Genomic DNA, 19,827 nt, shown 5'->3' on the forward strand with positions numbered 1-19,827 from the left:
CCCTAGAATAGAAAAAGGTGCCATTATGCGGACTCCTGTAAACAAACATATTGTATAAATTGTGTAACGTGACGAATAAAATTCTCAGGTTCTTGAGTAATATAAAAATGGTCGCCTACAATCTCCTTGTAGCGATATGAAAGGTGTTGCTCTCCGTCTGCAAGCCATTGTTGCCACTGCTGAACTTCTATCGCAGAAGCCTCTTTATCTTCACTGCCATAAAGCAGTAATGTTGGTGTTTGCAGTTTTACCGCGTCAGTCTGAACGAGCCGGTGATAATGTTCCGTAGCAAGAAAATCAGCCCGTAGCATTGGTAAGAACAGCGCAAGCAAGCCGGGGTCTTCTCGCAAAATCGGGCTACAACCGCCGATATCAATCAATTGTTCAATAAACTCATGATCAGGTAATCCGCTAAGTTGGCGGCGGGATTGAAGATGAGGTGCATGGCACCCCGAAAGCACCAGTGCCTTGGGTGAACAATTTTGTTGTTCAAGACGTTGGCAAGTTTCAAAAGCAACTTGGGCCCCCATACTATGACCGACAAGTATCAGATTCTCTCTCTGTACGGGGGTGAATGACACCATCAGGTCAGAAAGTGATTGCGCCAATGGCGCAATATTGGTAGCTGCCTTTTCCGCCATACGGCTGTCTCGTCCGGGGTAAATCACTAGTGAAACCGCTATATCTGAATTTTCTAGCGTGGCCCAGTGGCGGAATGCACTGGTACTGCCCCCGGCAAAGGGGCAGATTAACAGCGTGTATTTGGGTTTACCGTGAGTCGTCAGGCAAGGACGAATCATCGGGTGTGCAGGGAGTGCCCACGTCATCAACATTCTTCCTTAGTTAACATCAATTTTGCTGGCTCAATCCAAACAGGGGCCGATAAATCCTGAGTAACAGGCTCTCCCATAATACGCAAAATTTGTTGCCATAAACCTGCTAACCGCAGTTGGTAATCGTAAGCAAAAGCAGGTGGGCAGAGGGCACCGTTCAATACAGAACCTAAGGTATTGAGCAGAAATGCCACACCTTTAGCACCATCACATTCAAATGCTGTCATCCAGTTTTTGGTTGCCGGACAAAGAATTTGTGATGTTGCTTGGTGCAGATAGTTATCATCCGGCTGACTGGCATTCAGGTAGAGGCTTTGCTCGTTGTTCAGATGATCAGGTGCATGAAGGACGGGTGTCCAGATGACCGGCCCGTAACTGGCTTCCTGCGTAAGATAACCGACAGGCCAGATCAGCGTCATTTTATGCATGACCAGATTGTGCATATCGGGATCTCTCGGGTCCAGATAGGATTGTACATTTAATGTTACTGTTGTCCCTGCGAAGCTAAGTTCAAAGCAATGAAATGCACAGCTTCGCTGACCGACATAGACTATCTCCATCTGTTCCGGACAGTGACATGCCTGTAACAACAGATCGAGCGCGGAAAATAGCAATTGGCGACTGGTTGTCAGATAACCACTTACCGGACGTTGCTGTGATAAGTGAGTGATTTGCCGCGCTGCATGTAACCAACTTCTTCCAGCATGACATTGGCTATAAAAGCTATTTACCCAAAACATTGCATCATGTTTGTTTGCGGTTAATTGATGTCTTTTAATGGCTTCGGCATCAAGGGGGTGTTCCTGAATGACAGAAATTCCACGCGCCAAAAGTGCCTGAGTGAGCTGATCGCCTTTGCCGCCAATAACCTCCGCCCGTATTACCACGCAGGCAATATCAATATCATCTGGTAGTTCATCCAGTGAGCGGAATAGGGGCACATTAAAATCACAGGCAAGTTGCTGCGAGCGAGCACTGCCCTGTGCCAAAATACCGGCTAATTCCAAACCAGACTGAGGTTGTAAGAACGCATTAAGATATAATTCGCCAAATTTCGAACCGACAATCAGAACCCGCCGTGGCTTTATCATATGTTCTCCTTAACAAGATTAGTGGTTGGTACTGAATTCAAGATATCTTTCAGACAAGTCACCAATGAGCCAACATGTTCATGTTGGAACAAGGTGTAATGATCGCCCGCAAGTTGTGTCACATTGACTGGCCCAAAAGCCTGCCAGCCAAGATCGATTGAGGCGATAGTGGTTGGATCGAGATAATCCATAAAATCAGGTAGTTCCTGTGCTGCCCGTATAAGCCAGAAAGGCTGTGAAGTCTGCGGCGGACAATAGTCAAGCAACGCGTTCAGGTTATGGCGCCACACGTCATAAAGTGCGGTCAGCGAGCTATCAATCTGGGCAGATTGCGGTAAGGCATCGTGCAACGCATTAAGGAAAGTCTTAGTATCAGCAGTGATAACATGATTATTCAGCGTCAAACCAGGGAATTGCCCCTGCAAATCGAGCAAGAAATGACGATGACAAAATGTTTCATTCAGCGTCAAATCGGTGCGCACATTTGGCGCAAAGCTGTCAATCAGGATACATTGAGAAACTCTTTCACCCACCGCACGTAATTGATGAGCCATTTCATAAGCCACCAATCCACCGAACGACCATCCTGCCAAGGCATAAGGTCCTTGTGGCTGGAACGCTCGGATTTGACTGATATAGTCAGCCGCCAACGCTGCCACAGAAGGAGTATCTGTATTTAAATTATCTGGCGAAAATGCCAACCCAATCATGCGTTGGTCACCAAAATTGGCTGCTAAATGACGATACCCCAACAGATGTCCACCAATAGGATGGACGATAAACAGGGCAGGTTGTTCAACGCTTCCCTCATTCAATATCACCCCTTGGCAAGGGTTTTCTGGCTGATGTTCAATGAATTCAGCCAAAGAGTGTACGGTATCGTAAGTTTGTAACAGGCTGAGTGGATATTGACGGTCAAAAGTCTGATTGATTTTCACCATTAACCGTACCGCTGCTAGAGAGTCTCCACCTAACGTAAAGAAACTCTCATGCACACTGATAGCTTGTTGTTCCAATACTGATTGCCAAAGGTTCAACACAGCTTGTTCTATCACACTGCAAGCAACTGATATTGGATTGATATCCTGTGTCGCTTCCTCAACCAAAGCTGCCAACGCGCGTCGGTCAATTTTGCCGTTGTCGGATACAGGGATCGCATCAAGAATGATAAATCGCTGTGGACACATCCAGACGGGCAAGGTCTGTTGCAACCAATGAGGCAGAACCGGTAAAAGTTCTGTAGATAGCGGGGCTTCGTCAGATAAACGCAAACCTGCGACAAGTTGCAATGCACCGGTTGACGTAGTATGTGCAAATGCTAATGCTTGTTGTATATCCGGATGCTCGCATAAGCGATGTTCGATCTCGCCTAACTCAATCCGATAGCCACGAATCTTAATCTGATGATCATTGCGTCCCAGAAACTCAATATTACCGTCTGGCCGCCAACGCCCTAAATCACCAGTGCGGTATAACCGTTCACCGGTTTGAGGATGGGTAATAAAGGCTTGTGCAGTTTTTTCTAAATCAGCCCAGTAGCCTAGCGCTAACCCTTGTCCACCAATATAGAGTTCCCCCGTTACCCAAACCGGGCAGGGGGAAAGCGTTGCATTAAGCACATAGAAAGTCTGATTAGCCAGTGGTTTTCCATATGGAATGCTGCGCCAGTTTGGATCAACTTGAACGATAGGATAGGCAATAGACCAGATTGACGCTTCAGTTGCACCGCCCAAACTAAGAATATTCAGGGCAGGGTGAAGGGCAGATAATCTTTCTGGCAAACTGGTTGGTATCCAATCACCACTCATCAATATCCAGCGCAGATTCTCTAAGGAGTGCGGATAATCTCTGGCGTACTCCTCAAGCAGTTGTACAAATGCCGGAACAGAGTTCCAAACTGTGACTGATTCTTGTTGTAACCACGTTAATAACTTGTCAGGTTGTCGTCTGTCACCAGAAAAAGGAATAACTAGTTTTGCCCCACAACTTAAAGTACCGAACAGATCATAAACTGAAAGATCGAATGTTAATTCTGATATTGCCAGTACGCTATCGTGTTCATTGAGAGCAATGCGTTGGTTAATATCAAGAATGGTATTAACCGCACCTTGATGATCTATCATCACCCCTTTCGGTTTGCCGGTAGAACCTGATGTGAAGATCACATAAGCCAAATCCTCAGGATGGGCAGACAAACGCTGTCCACCGGTATTTTTCGGCAAGCGGTTAAGTAATATTTCATCCAGAGAGATAACCTGTACACCATCAGGCCAACTCAGCTGTTGAGCAAACTTAGGTTGAGTTAATACAATATCAACTTCCCCTGATGCCAATAGCTGATGGATGCGTTGTTGCGGGTAGCTGGCATCAATAGGTAGATAAGCCCGTCCCGCCAATAAAATCGCTATAACCGCGATAATCTGTTCCCAACCTTTTTCCATCACCACGCCAATCAGAGGCGAATGCTGATTTTCTTGTGCTTGTAGATGGGCAGCCAGCGTCAGGCTTTGTGACCACAAAGTGCGGTAATCGATTTGACGATAAACATCGACTACAGCGGTACGTTGTGGGTAGCGATTTACCGCCTGCTCAATTAACGAACAGAGCGTATGGGGCGGAAACACATTCTTTGTCGCATTACTATCTTGGCACAAAATCTGATCACTTACCGGGAGCCACTCTGGAAGTAAGGCGCTCCATTGGTAATCGGGTTCAAGCAGGGAGACGACACTAGCCTGATAATGCGCAAACATGTTTTCTGCAACTTGTGGCTGGAACAGTTGCGGCAAAATTGCCCATTGAATGATAACGCCACCATCTGAACCGGAAATCAGCATACAGTCGAGATAAACATGCGGTGTTTGCGCACCAAAGAGATTCAGCGTTCCCAATCCTGCCGGCCCTTGACCCGCTGTACCGGTTGTATCGTTGAACACAATCGGCATACCGGCGTTTAGATTGTGACGGTGCTGATTTTTCTCTCGGAGTACCAGTTGTCCGTCAAATAGAGCATGTTGCAGATCAGCTAACCACTGTTTCTGTATCCGACTTAGCGCATCACTGAATCCTGTGCTATTGCGTAAATCCACTTCCAACAATGATGTAGTAGACAGATTTCCGACCAGCGTATCGCAATGTTGCGGCATTAACAGTCGGTTGCCATGCAGAACATTGATGGTGAAATGCTCGCTGTTGCTCCATACCGCTAGAATATGGGTGAATAACGTCAGCATAACCTGTGATGGTGAAGCTCGGTATTCTGCTGCACGTTGTTGCAAACGCTGCCATTGTTGCGGACTGATATATCCCGTCAGACATTGTTGATTAAGTTCTTGTGACTGATGATCTTTTAACGGTAACACTGGAGCATCAGGCAGATAAGGTAAGCGATTAAGCCAATATTGCCGGCTTTGTTGCCAGGCTTCCCCCGTTTTCTCATCCTCCAGTGCTTGAATATAGTCACTAATAGTCGCTGCCGGTGGTTCTGGCTGCCAGTTAGGTTCCTGATATCCGCGTTGCAAATCGCGTAGGATTAACGTCAGACTTTTGCCATCAGCAACCAGTAGGTCGATAGTCAAATGCAATAAACATACCCGGTCATCAGTACGATATAGCGTCAAATCAAACAGCGGCCAGTTATCGCTAGGAACACCTTTAGTGCGCAAGATATCGCGGGCATCAGCGAGTTTTGTCTCGCGTTGAGCCGGCGTCATGTTACGACAGTCAATTACCGTCGGGGTATAGCAGGGCACTTCCGGCAGAATATGATATTGCCCATCCTTCACATAACCACGTAATTGCGCATGATGACTCACCACACGGTTCCAAGCTGTGGTAAAACGTGGCAGATCAAGATCGTTGATAGCCAGTTCAGCGTAGAAATGCGCAATACCGTTACCAAATTGGAATAGCTGGCTTTCGCCTAACCAATAGGCATATTGCAACGCAGTAAGTGGAAGCGTCTGCTCCGATGCTGGCTTAGTCTCAAGTGGAACAGCCTGTGTAGCGGGTGTTGTTTCAACTGTTTCAACTATTCGCAAGGTGCGACAAAACTCACTCAACTTAGGATGTTCAAAAAGCTGTTGTAGATTTGCCTGTTCGTAACCTTGTCGACGCAATTGCACCACCATTCGGGTAGCAATTAAGCTGTCACCGCCACTTTGGAAAAAGTCACTGTGGCGCTGTATCGGCTGAGGAAGCAGTAAACACCAGAGCGCGATTACCTGCTGCTCTATATCATGGAGCTGGTTATCCTCTGTTTCCGGTTGTACTGCTTCCGGAATTGATCGCTGTGCTACGCTCTCTTTAGCGGTCATGATCAATGGTAATTGTTCTTGCTGTTGAACATGCAATGAATAAGGCAAAGTGGAAAATTGTGCCGCTATTTCACTGATATTGAGCCGTGCTTGCCGTTCAGCCCGCGCCAGAATCAGTTGTTGATGCAGTTCTGGCCCATCTTGCCCCGGCCATTCCAATGAAACCCGATAGCCGGATTTCTCCAAGCACTTACGCCAGTCCGCAAGCGCCATCAATGCACTATCGCCGCGATCATCACTCCAGGCATTAATGCCTTCAATAAAACCAACACTGGCGAGTTGCATCGCACTTTCGCGTTTCGTCGATTCAATAATCAGCAACCATCCACCGGTTTTTAGTAACCGTGACAGGCGTTGCAAGGTGTTTCGCAGATGAGTTGCATCATGTAACACGTTAACCGCCATAATCAGGTCATAACCGGATTCAGGATGCTGGCTAAAATCAATACGCTGATTAATATCGAACAGCGCAAATTTTACAGTTTCGCCATAGTGATTAAGCAACTGGCGTGCATCATCCAGAAATAGCGGCGAAACATCGGTAAAGTGATAGCGTTCAATCGATTGTGCATTATGCTCAAGTACCTTCGCTGAGGTTGCTCCAGTTCCTGCACCGACTTCCAGTACAGTGAAATGATCAGATACTTGACTCAATTGCCGGACAATTTCAGCGGCAGTTTGGTTCAGGCATCGTAACGCTGGATTCTCACTATAGAGGCTGGCAGTGGTCTGTTTATCGGCAAACAGCAGTTCCAACGCATTACCTCGCCCGGCAAGCAGGACATCATGTTGCTCGATACATGTTGCAACATAACGGCTAATCGTTTGACACCATACGGCATCGTCCAGTTTTGCTGTAGGAGCAAGAACACGATTAAGCGGTTGCAGACAACGGTATCCATCAGCGGTTTTCTCAATCAATCCTTGGTTGTTTAATAACGCCAACCATTGAGTAAGAAGACGCTGATACTGTGGCGCCAGTTGTACACGTTGTTCAATTTCTGCACGAGTGTGACATTGCTGAGGATAAGTGAACAGATTATGACGCAGTAATGTCTGGCTCAGGCCAAATAACGCTTGCTGCTCAATATGTTGCCAAGAGCGCTCAAATGCCTGTTGTTCAGTTAACTCAGGCAGCGGTAGCTGATCGGTGTTTATTGCCAATGGTTCTGGTAGCGATAATGGCAAATTGTCCTCTGCCACCAGCCATAAGTTATAACCTTGCGTGTCGTCCTGACGTGGCTGAATTTCTGCCAACCGTATTTCAGGTTTATCACGCAAATATTGTTCAGCTTGATGCAATTCAGGTTGTTGCGGCCAGAAGTTATAACGGGTATGACCGGAAGGGGGAATATGAAGATCATAATGTTCTATGCAGTCAGGCTGATGGCAAATTTGCACTAACAGCGCATTATAAGCGGTAAACAGTGCCTCAATAACCCCCGGCGCTAATACATCATCCATGCAGTACCAGTTAAACAGTAGATCGCCATCTACTTCCATGACTTGATGATCCAGCCAGACTTGCGGAGTTTGACTCAGAACAAAGATGGGATCACCCAGTAACTGAGTGATGGATTGTTTGATGGCGACGCCTTCTTGTGCCATTCCCAACATGCTGGTGAAAACCACCGGCGTCAGCGGTTGTCTGCTTTGTGATTCACCATTTTGGTGGCGGCCAAGTTCTCGCAACACCTCAACACCATTGACATAGTTGTGGCTCAGTCGTTGCCACAGCAAAGCTTGTGTTTTCTCCATGCTGGCACGCAAGGAGGTTATTTTGCGTAAATCAAAATCCATCAACATGACTGAGGTAAAATCACCAATCAGATCTTGAACCTCTGGATGGAAAGGTTGCCGGTTAAAGAATGTCAGGTTGAGAGTAAACAACGGATGACGGCTATACCATTCCAGAGTATGAGCAAACAGCGTCAACAGACCGGCAGAAGGAGTCACGCCCCATTGTTGCCAGCGTTGTTTAAGCATTTGCCAATCAAATTGTGCTAATCGACCTTCATAAGTTGTGAATTGTGGTTGACTACGCTGAGGCAGTTGTGGATTCAGCGGTAATCTTGGCGCCGGAGGCAACGAAGGTAATTGTTCCTGCCAATATGCCCATGATGCCTGCCACTCTTTACTTGCCCGTTGAGCTTGTTCCGCCATCACATAGTCACGGAAAGTAAACACCTGCGGGATCAGTAGTTGCTGGTGGTAAGCGCGTTGCAAATCGTCCATCATGATCCGGAAACTCTGTACGTCAAACTGCAACAGATCCAGATTCATATGTAAGCGACAGCGTGCATTCGGTAGCAGAGAAACAGAAACTTCAAACAACGGCCACTGTTCTGCTGGCGGGACCTGGTAAGAAAGCGTATGACGACGCTGAACCAGCGCCTGTTGGTAAGCGGTTTCATCCAGCATACGCAAATCATCTTGTGATAACACATACCAAGGCGTTTCAGGCAAAATTCTTTGTTGCCCGTCTTCATCCACTACCATGCGCAACATGCCATGACGCTGAATTAAAGCATTCCATGCCTGTTCAAAACGCGGAATATCAAAACTATCCATATCAAAACCATCCAGTGTCAAATCCCATTCAAATAGGACGTGACACGCGACACCGCCAAAATCAATGGCCTGAGTACGACCAATCCAGTAAGCGTGCTGAATGGGTGTTAACGGGAATGGAGCATGACGTTGGGCGCTGTCAATAATGATCTCAGGCTGAGAACAGGTTACTGGTTGTTCAGGTAATGCGTCGCCAATAAGCCGATTAAGCCCCACTAAAGTCATATTCTGATAAGCCAACTCGGCAGTTAATCTGAAACCAAATTGCTGGTGGATCACCGCATTTAGCTCCAGGAACAATAGGGAATCCAAACCAAGTTGCAGTAAATCCTGTTGCGGTGCCAAACATTCAGGCTGTTCTAATCGTAGCAATGCAGCAATACGTTGACGCAACCAATTAAGCCGTTCTTCACTGTCCTGATACAGCCTGTTATCGACAGAGTGTGAAGGAGCTGGGGTTGACACTGGATGGATATGAGCAATGTCAGCCTGTAAACGTCGCGAAATATCAGGATGATGCTCATCTAACCGTATTGCCAGATAGCAAGGAGATGCGGTACGCAGAGATTGATTAAAATGCCAAATACCTTCATTGACGCTGAACGGTAACATGCCATCTTGTGCCAATTTTTCCACTAATCGCCGCTCGCGGGCCATACCAACGCCACCCCAAACACCCCAAACCAGTGTTTTTACCATCAACGGACTCGGTGCTGTCAGCGCCAAAGATTCCAGGTAAGCATTGGCAACGGCATAAGCACCTTGCCCTTGGGCACCTAACATTGATGCGGCAGAAGAATGAAGCAACAGATAGTGTGCATTATGTTGCTTAAGAGCAATTTGCAATGCCGATGCACTTAGGGCTTTTATCGATAACATTTGTGACAGACGTTGAGGTTCAAGTTCTGCCAACCGGGTGTGATCAGCGATACCCGCCGCATGAATTGCCCCGGCGATACCATCCTCTTGTGCCAGCGTCTGCACTGCATTTAACAAAGCTGGCGTATCAGTAACATCAACGTTAATCCAGCGGATCTCACATTCAATATTCAGTGATAACTCTTGAACAAAAGCGTCCCAATCCGCATGCTGACGACGAGCAAATACCGCGATTCTACGTGCACCTTGGGCCAACAACCAACGGATGGAAATCTGACCAATTCCGCCCATTCCCCCAGTCACGATATGCCAACCCTGATGAGGAATCGACATCGGCTGTTGAGAAAGCAGTAAGGATTGACGTTGTAAAACGGGTACCGAGAGTTGGTTGCCACGTATTCTCAGCCAACGGTTATGTTCACTTAAATATCCGAGCGCTAATGACAAAGCGTTAGCATCGTTGATATCAGCAATATCAATCGCTTGAATACGACGATGGGGATATTCTTCAACTGCGACACGTAACAATGCCCAGACAGCATATTGAGCTGGATTGATATTCTCTGGTGATAAGGTGGTTTCCGGTTGAGCACCACAGGTGACAACGGTTAATGGTATTTCTTCATCACGTTTTAGTTCGGTAATAACTTGATTGCATAATTCAAGTACATCACTGCCAGTAAGCAGCAATAAGATATTTCCGCTTTCTGGCTGTAAATGAATACCCGCCTGACACCAATGATTAACTATCTCGTCATTCGCAGTTGAAGAACGAAGAATATATGCCGTTGAAGATCTTGGGTTATCTGTGATGTTTATTGTACGCCAGTGTAGGGCATAGTGGGTGTCGGGACACGGTTGTGGTGCGGGAAGCCATGAGTTGGTCGCAGCTTGTGTTGATACAAACTGACGCGGCAGATCGCAACGATCGCTTAACAGGGCAAATAGACGCTCACCCGCATAAATCAAAGCGGGGAAAGCAGTGAGTAAACGTGTCTCTAATAATCTGCGTTTGGCATATGGCAGGGGACGATCAGGACGATACATTTTACTTGTTGTTGGCCCAGAAACTTCCCGGTAATAACCTTGCTGGACGCAATAGGTTAGCAATTGTTCCAACAAAGGGCGCCAACGAGGTTGCAGACGGCCAGCTCGAATAGTGTCGATAGCACTGAAACCTTGTTCAATATCACGCCCATGACATTGATATACCAATGCATCGGTATACAACTCACGTAGTGTTGCAGCATCGGGGTTTTGCTCAATGGCAGGATCGAGCAGAGCATTTACATCAAGTCCAGCATTGATATTGGTTGTGGGCTGCACAGATTTGGTTGCAGGGAAGCGATAATGCTGCTCATCAAATGGATAGAGCGGAGCATGACATTTTCCCCCAGTAAGCGAGAAAAGATGCGGCCAGTCAAGATGCACACCAGCACAGTAAAGTTGCATAAGAGCCGTTTGCTGAGCTGTCTCTGGAGAGCTTTGACGCTGTACGCTAGTAATCCAGATTTCCTGTGGCAGACTGACACGCCGCCCGATGCCTGTTAGTTGTGCATCAGCCCCCATCTCCATAAATAATGCCACCCCTTGCTGGCGGGCAAATTCAACCGCCGGGTAATAGCGTACGGTCTGACGCATATGGTTACGCCAGTAGTCCGGTGAACCTAATTGTTCAACCGTTGCAATATTGGCTGTCAGGGTAGAAATCAGCGGAATTTCCCCCAATGTAGGTTGCAACTGGCTACAACGCAGAGAAAATGCCTCCAGTACACCATCAAGCATGGCTGAATGTGCTGCACAGGCAACGTTTAGACGTTGGCAACGAATCTGCTGTTGTTCCAGGCGTTGTGCCAAGGTAGCAATTTCCGTCTCTGTACCGGCCCAAACCCAGTGTTGTGGGCCATTGCAAACCGCCAAATCTAATGCCAGCGAATGAACGAACGGAAGTACTTCTTCTTCATTGGCAAAAACCGCCAGCATTGCGCCCCCTTGGGAGCAGCTTTGCATTAGTTTGCCTCGTACCGCAACGAGCGGCATCACCTGTTCAGGTGTGAGAATCCCGGCAACAACGGCAGCGGCAAATTCACCAACCGAGTGCCCCAATACATAATCAGGCTTCAATCCAAGCGCCCGCCAATGTGCCGCCAGTGCAATCTGATGCGCCACAATTGCCGGTTGTGCGTATTCGGTGGTGGCTAATGCGGCATCATGCTCTCCGAACATCACGGCTTTTAATGGCAATGCCAGCTCTGATGCACAGGCTGCACAGCAACGATCCAACATAGCGGAAAAAACAGGAGAGCTGGCATACATTGCTTTTCCCATGCCAGACCATTGGCAACCTTGGCCGCTAAATTGCCAAAGTTGCTTACTTTCGCTATTGATTTGCCCACTGAAAACATTTTGTGTTGGTTTCTTGTTGGCAAAAGCGGATAAATTTTCAGCACTCTGTGGTGTTAGCGTCAACGCTAAACGCCAAGGTAATGAAAAATCACGCCCCTGTAATGCGGTCCATGCCAAATCTGCATGATGCTCTGGTGCACCATTGAGTGCAGCCGCATAACGTTGGGCCAATTGACGTAATGAAAATTCAGAAGCAGCGGAAAGCAATAAAGGCGAAGTCTGCGCATGATGGACACGGTGACGACGTAATTCCTCTGGCAATGATTGCACGACGACATGACAGTTAGTACCACCAATACCAAACGAAGAGACGCCTGCGGTACGTAATGCTTGTGTCCAGCGTTGCCCTTGTGTTGCCAGCTTGAATGGACTTTGTTCCAACCGTAAAGCTGGGTTGGGTTGCTGAACATTGATTGTCGGTGGAATATGTCCATGCCAAACAGACAGAACCGCTTTAATCAAGCTAGCAATGCCGGCAGCCGTATCAAGATGGCCCATATTGCTTTTCACTGAGCCAAGATAACAAGGCGGTACCGTCACACTACGGCCAGAAAATATGTTGCGTAACGCGTCAACTTCTATCGGATCGCCAAGAGGCGTTCCTGTGCCATGTGCCTCGATCATACCAACATCATCAACACTGACATCCGCCAGTTGAAGTGCTTCGATAATAACGTTGCGCTGACCGTTAACCGAAGGGGCAGTAAAGCCAACTTTCTCATTGCCATCATTATTAATTGCACTGCCACGTAGCACAGCCATGATGGGATCGCCATCGCGTAGAGCATCACTCAGGCGTTTTAGCGTGACAATACCAACGCCATTGCCACCATAGGTGCCATTTGCTTGGCTATCAAAAGGGCGGCAATGCCCATCAGGGGAGAAGATCATTCCCGGCTGATACAAGTAACCACTTTCTTGCGGGAAAGAAACTGCCACACCACCAGCCAACGCCATGTCACACTCACCGGCACGCAGGTTTTCACAAGCTATATGTACGGCAACCAGTGAACTTGAACACGCTGTTTGTACCGTCAGTGCCGGGCCTTTTAGGTTTAATTTATAAGCGGTACGTGTCGCAAGATAATCTTTATCGTTACTGATTAACGCTTGAAGCCCTTTAACTTTGCCAACATCAGTCATGGAAAATTGTGACCATGAAGGCCAAGTACTGACTCGGCTACTACCAAAAACACCGGTTTTCAACGGGACATGGCGTGGCGCATAACCGGCATGCTCAAGGGCATGCCAGGCAGTCTGGAGAAAAAGACGCTGTTGAGGATCGAGCATCTCCGCTTCCTGACGTGAATAACCAAACAGCGAGGCGTCAAATTGTTCCGCCTTCTCTAATATTGCTGCCCGATTGACAAAATTTTCACTCTCAATAACTTCAGGAGGAATACCTGCATCTAATAATGTTTGACGGGAGAGTGGAACAGTACACTCAACTCCGTGTTGCAGGTTATGCCAGAAAGTATCGCTATCTGGCGCCTGCGGAAAGCGGCAGGCAAGGCCAATCACTGCAATAGGATCGCAATTATCATAGTGAGGTGTTAAATCAGTCATTATGCAGCTCCTTTATGACGTTTTTCCCGTTGTTGCAAACGCTTTTGTTGTTGACGCTGACGAGGGGTAATCGACTGGCGATTTCCGTCGTGGGGAGCCTTCCGGCAGCGCAAACTGAGCGTCTCTGCTGTTGGATAAGCAAATAAATCAGTCACGGCAAGATGATGAAAACCCGCATGTTGTAATTTGCTATGCAATTGAATTAGCTGTAGTGAGCTGGCTCCTGCCTCAAAAAAGTTTTGTTGTGTGTTAATAGGATGATTTGTTATGGACAAGAACAGGCGTTGAATTTCGCTGCATATTTGTGGGTCATATCCCGCTGAACGCAGTGATGGCGCAATGGCAACAGCAGTATTTTCAACCATCACGGATTGCTGCCGCGGCATCAATTGCTCCAGTGCTGCATGCCAACTTTCTGGTTGTGCCGCAAGGGTACGCAACAGCGTCATGTAGCTATTGAACATGTTTTGCAACTGACGCGGTTCAAACAATTCTTCGACAGCATCCCAATTTAGACAAAGTTCATTATCAGATTCATAAACCTGATGATCCAACCAGATTTGTGGCGTTTGGGAAATACCCCAAACGGGTTTCATCCATGATGAATGCGAAAGAAATTGCCCTTGGTGTGTTCCCAACGCACTGGTGAAAACGACCGGCATAATGGCCGCATCGGGGCTACGACTCTGTGCCAATTCACGCATCACTCTAATTGCTGAAATGTGACGGTGATCCAGATCCTGCCAGAGCTGTTGTTGCAATCTACGGGCACTCGATAACCAATTTTTCTCCGGACGCCAAGCCAGTAATGACAGAGAAGTGAAATCACCCAGAATGTGATTAATATCTTCATGCCAGTGCGGACGATCGAAAAGGGTAAGGTTGAGCGTTAGCTCCGGTTTAGTACTGAATGCAGAAAGAACCGCTGCATAAGCCGCAATTAATAGCGCGGAAGGCGTTATCTGATAAGGCGCTGCATGTTGTTTTAACTGGCTCCATTCATATGCAGATAACCGATCGCTATAGCGCACAAAACGTGGGGATTGAACCTTTTCCGGGGCAATACGCAGTGGCAATTGTGGTGCCAGTGGTAATGTTTTCACTTGCTCCTGCCAATATTGCAGCGAATGCTGGTGCGTCGGCATTTGCTGCTGGCGTAACACACAATCCCGGAATGTCACTTTCAATGGTGGCAATTCATGTTGCTCGTCGAGATAGAGCTGTTCTAATTCGGCCAGCAATATCTGCATGCTCAACCCGTCTAATAGCAGATTATCCAGACTGACAAATAGCCGGGAGATAATTCCATCATCTTGCGCAAGCTGGAAATCGAATACCGGCCAGTTGCCGGCATCTAATACCTGATGTGAAAGCTGTTCACGTAATGTGTCGGCCTGCGTAATATTGGTGAATTGATGTTGTTTGACGGAGAACTGCGGGACATTTTCTAATACCTGTTGCTGCCCATTAACAACCACGGTTCTGAGCATTGGATGACGCTGGATAAGACGATTTAACACCCGATTTAAACGTTGAACATTTAATTGCTCTATCCGGTATTCAATAAAGAAATGCGCACCAACACCACTTAAAGCGAAACCCGGATGGCGCCCGACCAAATAAGCCTGCTGAACTTCCGTGAGTGGGAAAGGGTGGTATTCATTTTGCTCTTTCGGCAGAGCACACGCTGCTGATGAGGTTTCAGCCAGAGGAACCAGCGTAGCCGCAAATGCAGCTAATTGTGGGTTACGGAAAAGATGGCCCAGTTCACCTTTGAAGCCTTGTTGTGTCAGTTCACCAACTAAGCGTGTAGCCAGAAGACTGTCTCCACCAAGTTGGAAAAAGTCACTGTCACGGCCCAGTTGCTCTGTATTGAGCAAGCGTTGCCAAATGTCAACCACGGTTTGTTCAACTGCATTTAACAAAACCACTTCATTCCGGCGTGATGATGTCTCTGTTTTTGTCGCAGACTGTAGTTCTTGCGACAACGCCTTACGATCAATTTTGCCGTTAGGTGTCAGTGGCAGGCGAGGAATGATATGCAAGCGCTGTGGAATCATATATCCCGGCAAATGTTGTGCCAGCACCGATTTAATCTTTTCCCGATCGGGGATGGTGACACTGTCACCTGATTGCATCAATAATACATTAAGGTTACCGATGGTAATTGGCGTTTCAGCCTGTAATGGCAATCGTTGTGGTAATAGCGATAACCACTGTGACGCAGAGCGTAATTGAATACCTTGAGGTGAAAGCAATTCAGTCGTAATCAGGGAAAGAGACGATGCCTGTTGTAACTCCATTGCCAATATCAACGCGCCAGGTTGAGCAAGTGGTACCAATTCCTTGACACAACATGCGGGATCTTCTTCCCGGTGTAATACGTTATTCAGCAGAATAATATCAGCCTGATGTTGCAGCGATTCAGGAACTTGTTCAGGCCAACGTTGTTCAGACCAATATTGTACTGATGCATGAGCATAACCGCTCAGCCGTGTTCGCGCCTGATTGACCAGTGCTTGAGAACGTTCAAAGCCGAGATAACAGAGGTGCTGATCAGTAATATGCTCTGCCAACCACTGCGCACAACGACCGCTGCGAGCATCAAACTCCATCAAAGTCACGGGGCGTTGTAATCGCTGAGAAAGGGCAGTGATGACCTGTTGCAACCCTGCCAACCACTGCTGGGTTTCTGGCAACACAAACAATTGTTGTTCCGGTGCGAATTGCGGATCGTCAAGTAATGCGATCGCCGTCTGTTGCCCGGTAAGAACATCATGTAGCACCGCATGCCAACGTTCCGGGATACCTATCGCCTCATTATCGGATGTAACAGGTAACCATCCGGCCTGATATATATGCTGTGTAGATTCAACCAGTACCTTACATTGGCAAAGATATGCCAACATACGGGCAAACCAGTCATGGTATTCCGGTTGGGGCTGATAACGTTTCAAGCAATCTGTCAATGATTGCGGTGAAGTAAAGGTAATACCGTGACGAGATAGATGTTCCAGCAGGAACATTGCAACTTGAGGTCCACTGTTATCCGTGGTTATTGCGTGCATTGCAGGGAACAGCTCACGATAGCCAGTGGGTAACTGAGGCGCACGATTTACCCGTTGGCATAAAGAATCACCTTCCAATTCAAGGAACGCCACTAGCGACTTCTCTTTTTCGCCACTGGCGAGTGCCACCCCTTTACTGATTCCGATTACCTGATTAAGGGCCGCATCAATTTCTCCCAACTCAATTCGATAACCACCAATTTTTACCTGACTATCACGACGTCCCAGAAATTCAAGCCAGCCCTCAGGATGGTAACAACCCAGATCACCAGTGCGGTACCAGCGTTCCCCTTGATCGACAACAAATTGAGCGGAAGTGCGTTCTTCATCATTAAAGTAGCCTAATGCGACCCCGGCACCACCAATCCAAAGCTCACCGACAACCCAGTCAGGACAATCACGGCCATCTTCACCTACGACACGGTAACGCTGGTTAGCTAAAGGATAGCCATACGGAATGGAGCGCCACTGTGCTTCAACTTCTTTGATAATATATTCGTTTGACCAAATAGCCGCTTCTGTTGCACCACCCATTGCACTCAAAACACCATCAGGATTGAAGGCGCGGTAACGTTCAGGCAGTGACAAGCCAATCCAGTCCCCGGACAACATCACAGTACGAAGTGCTTTCGGCGCATCGACCTCCATGCCTTCGCAATAGGTCAGTAACATATCGAACAGTGCGGGCACACTATTCCACAACGTCACATGATGACGCACGATCAACATTTCCCAGGTTGATGGGTCACGACGCTGTGCTTCATTAATTAATACCAGCGCACCTCCCGCGGTGAGAATACCGAAAATGTCATAAACGGAGAGGTCGAAATGTAGAGCAGAGAGTGCCAATAACCGGTCGCTACTTTGGACCTGATGACGGCGATTGATATCCAAACAGGTATTGAGTGCGCTCTGGTGGCTGATAACGACTCCTTTTGGCATACCGGTTGAACCAGAGGTATAGATGATATAAGCCGGATCAGTAACCGCACGCTTAACCATGTTTGCCAAAGGCGGCCATTGCTCATCCTGATGCCAGGAAACACAGTGTACATCTTGTGACCAGTCATCACTTTGTTTTTCAAAATCAATGTGTTTTTCAAGGTCAATGTGTTGTTCAGGATCAATGATAACGACACGAATTCCAGCACTTTCACAGATAGCACGACGTCGGTTTACTGGCTGATCAACAGGAACCGGTACATAAACGCCGCCGATATAAAGTATCGCCAATACCGCAACAATTTGTCCGACGCCTTTTTCCATGCTAATGGCAACCCGATCTCCCGGTATAACCGACATTTTTTGCAACACGGTTGCTAACCGGCGAGCGGCCAAACTTAATTCACCATAACTGATTTCCTTATTATTAGTCACCAAAGCAACAATATTTGGTGTACGTTCTGCTTGCAAAAACACACCTTCATGCAGAAGGGCATCCGGCAAAGGTTCAGTTGTGTCATTGATCTGATACCGAAGCTGGTATTGCGATTTAGGCATCAGATCCGGTAATTCTTTACTCCACTGTGTGGCGTTTTCCGTTAGATTTCCAATGAACCCCTGATAAGCGGTAAATAAGGTATCCATTAACCCATCAGGGAAGAGTTCATCGTTACTATCCCACTGAATATTCAGCGTGTTTTCATGTTCAAATGCGACGAAATCCAGCCATACCTGAGGTGTTTGTGATATTCCCCAACTTGATTTTCCCAGAACATCACGGGTATTTTCACCATATAAAGGTCGGCCTAAATTGCTGGTAAACACAATTGGCGCACCATATGGATGACTACCGCGTTTTTTAAGTTCACGTAAAACTTCTACACCAGACCAATAGCGGTGTTCGTAAGCTTCGGCAAATGTTGCCTGCGCATCTTTAGCGAGTTGGCAGAACGGCAAATTATCAGCGGGAATATCTAATAGCAGAATATTAGTAAAGTCGGCCAGCAGGTTATCAACTGCGGTGTGCAACGGCGCTCTATCAAACAATGTCAGGTTAAACAACAGGCGGGGGGCATGATTCCAGCGAGATAATAAACCGGCAAATGCGGTCGCCAATGCCATCGTTGGCGTAACACCGTTTTGTTGAGCAAGTTGTTTAAAACGTTGCCAATGTTCAGGAGCCAAGCGGAAACATCTGCGCTGAATACGGACGTTTTTTATTAGGGAAGGTTCCTTAGTCAGAGGGAGTTGTGGGACAGGGGGAAGGGTATCTAACCGGTTACGCCAGAATATCTCAGCTTCTTGTCGAGCCTGAGCAAATTGCGCCTGATATTGCGCCAAATAGCTGCAAAAATCATAGTCAGAAGGGATAACAGGCAGGTTACGTTTAACAATTAATGCCGCCAGTTCGGTAAAGAACAGGCTAAAACTGGCGGCATCCATGATCAGCAAATCAATATTAGCGTGCAACCGGTGCTGATTCTCACCAAGCAGACTTAGCTGAATATCGAATGTCTCCCCTTGTTCAACCTGTAATACCCGATGGCTTAATTGTTCACGTATACTACTCAGCGCTTGTTGCTGTTCGTCTGCTGTAAAGCTGCGCAGGTCATGAACCGTTAATTTTTTCCAATAAGCATTAGCCATCCCTTGCTGGCGACCATCGGGCAAAAACCGCACTCGTAACATCGGATGTCGCTGAATCAACCTATGAATTGCCGTTTCCAGTTGTTCAGGTTCCAACCCGATACCGTCAAATTCTTGATATAAATGGCAACCCACTCCTCCCAACGTCTGCTCTGGCGAACGCCCAACAAAATAAGCATGTTGTACCGCGGTCAGCGGGAACGGACGAGCATCTGTAATCAGTGGCTGCGCCACATCAGGCTTAAGTGCTGTGTGAGTAACAGGCGCATGACGTTGCAGAAGCTGGCTCCAAGCATACAGTGTGGGTTTTTGATAAAGTTCACGAAGGGTGACGCGATATCCTTGACGCCTCAACTGGTTTAACAATGCCATCATTTGCATTGAGTCCAGCCCTTTGCGAATTAAATCATCATTATCATCCACCAGTGTATTTTTTTGAGTAAACAGGCCAGATATGATCTGACGCAGTGAATCTGGAGAGACAAGATCCGTGTGCATGAAGATATCC

General features: G+C 47.4%; 4 protein-coding genes. All 4 read right to left on the minus strand.

Translation table 11 applies throughout. The annotated features are described in order from the left end of the window. Nucleotides 1-23 precede the first annotated feature (23 nt). The 4 genes from ACGF49_RS17080 to ACGF49_RS17095 are packed head-to-tail and all read right to left on the minus strand — an operon-like array spanning nucleotide 24 to nucleotide 19,817. A complete protein-coding gene (locus ACGF49_RS17080; protein ID WP_229015630.1) occupies nucleotides 24-827 on the minus strand; it encodes a thioesterase II family protein in 804 nt (267 codons plus the stop codon). Next, complete coding sequence (locus ACGF49_RS17085; RefSeq protein ID WP_113043379.1) at nucleotides 827-1,924, minus strand: Gfo/Idh/MocA family oxidoreductase; 1,098 nt, start codon at nucleotides 1,922-1,924, stop codon at nucleotides 827-829. The genes ACGF49_RS17080 and ACGF49_RS17085 overlap by 1 nt, the downstream gene beginning before the upstream one ends. Next, nucleotides 1,921-13,662: an amino acid adenylation domain-containing protein gene (locus tag ACGF49_RS17090; RefSeq protein ID WP_387492009.1), complete on the minus strand. Its 11,742-nt coding sequence runs from the start codon at nucleotides 13,660-13,662 to the stop codon at nucleotides 1,921-1,923. Before ACGF49_RS17090 ends, ACGF49_RS17085 begins: the two co-directional genes overlap by 4 nt. Next, entirely contained in the window at nucleotides 13,662-19,817 is a 6,156-nt protein-coding gene (locus ACGF49_RS17095; RefSeq protein ID WP_262977822.1) for a non-ribosomal peptide synthetase, read from the minus strand. The genes ACGF49_RS17090 and ACGF49_RS17095 overlap by 1 nt, the downstream gene beginning before the upstream one ends. Nucleotides 19,818-19,827 lie beyond the last annotated feature (10 nt).

This window comes from Photorhabdus sp. RM96S (genome assembly GCF_042879335.1).
In the GTDB taxonomy this organism is placed as follows: Bacteria; Pseudomonadota; Gammaproteobacteria; order Enterobacterales; family Enterobacteriaceae; genus Photorhabdus; species Photorhabdus kayaii.

Coding starts and splice junctions, on each gene's coding strand:
- ACGF49_RS17080 (WP_229015630.1), bottom strand. CDS start 827: ATGACGTGGGCACTCCCTGCACACCCGATGATTCGTCCTTGCCTGACG.
- ACGF49_RS17085 (WP_113043379.1), bottom strand. CDS start 1,924: ATGATAAAGCCACGGCGGGTTCTGATTGTCGGTTCGAAATTTGGCGAA.
- ACGF49_RS17090 (WP_387492009.1), bottom strand. CDS start 13,662: ATGACTGATTTAACACCTCACTATGATAATTGCGATCCTATTGCAGTG.
- ACGF49_RS17095 (WP_262977822.1), bottom strand. CDS start 19,817: ATGCACACGGATCTTGTCTCTCCAGATTCACTGCGTCAGATCATATCT.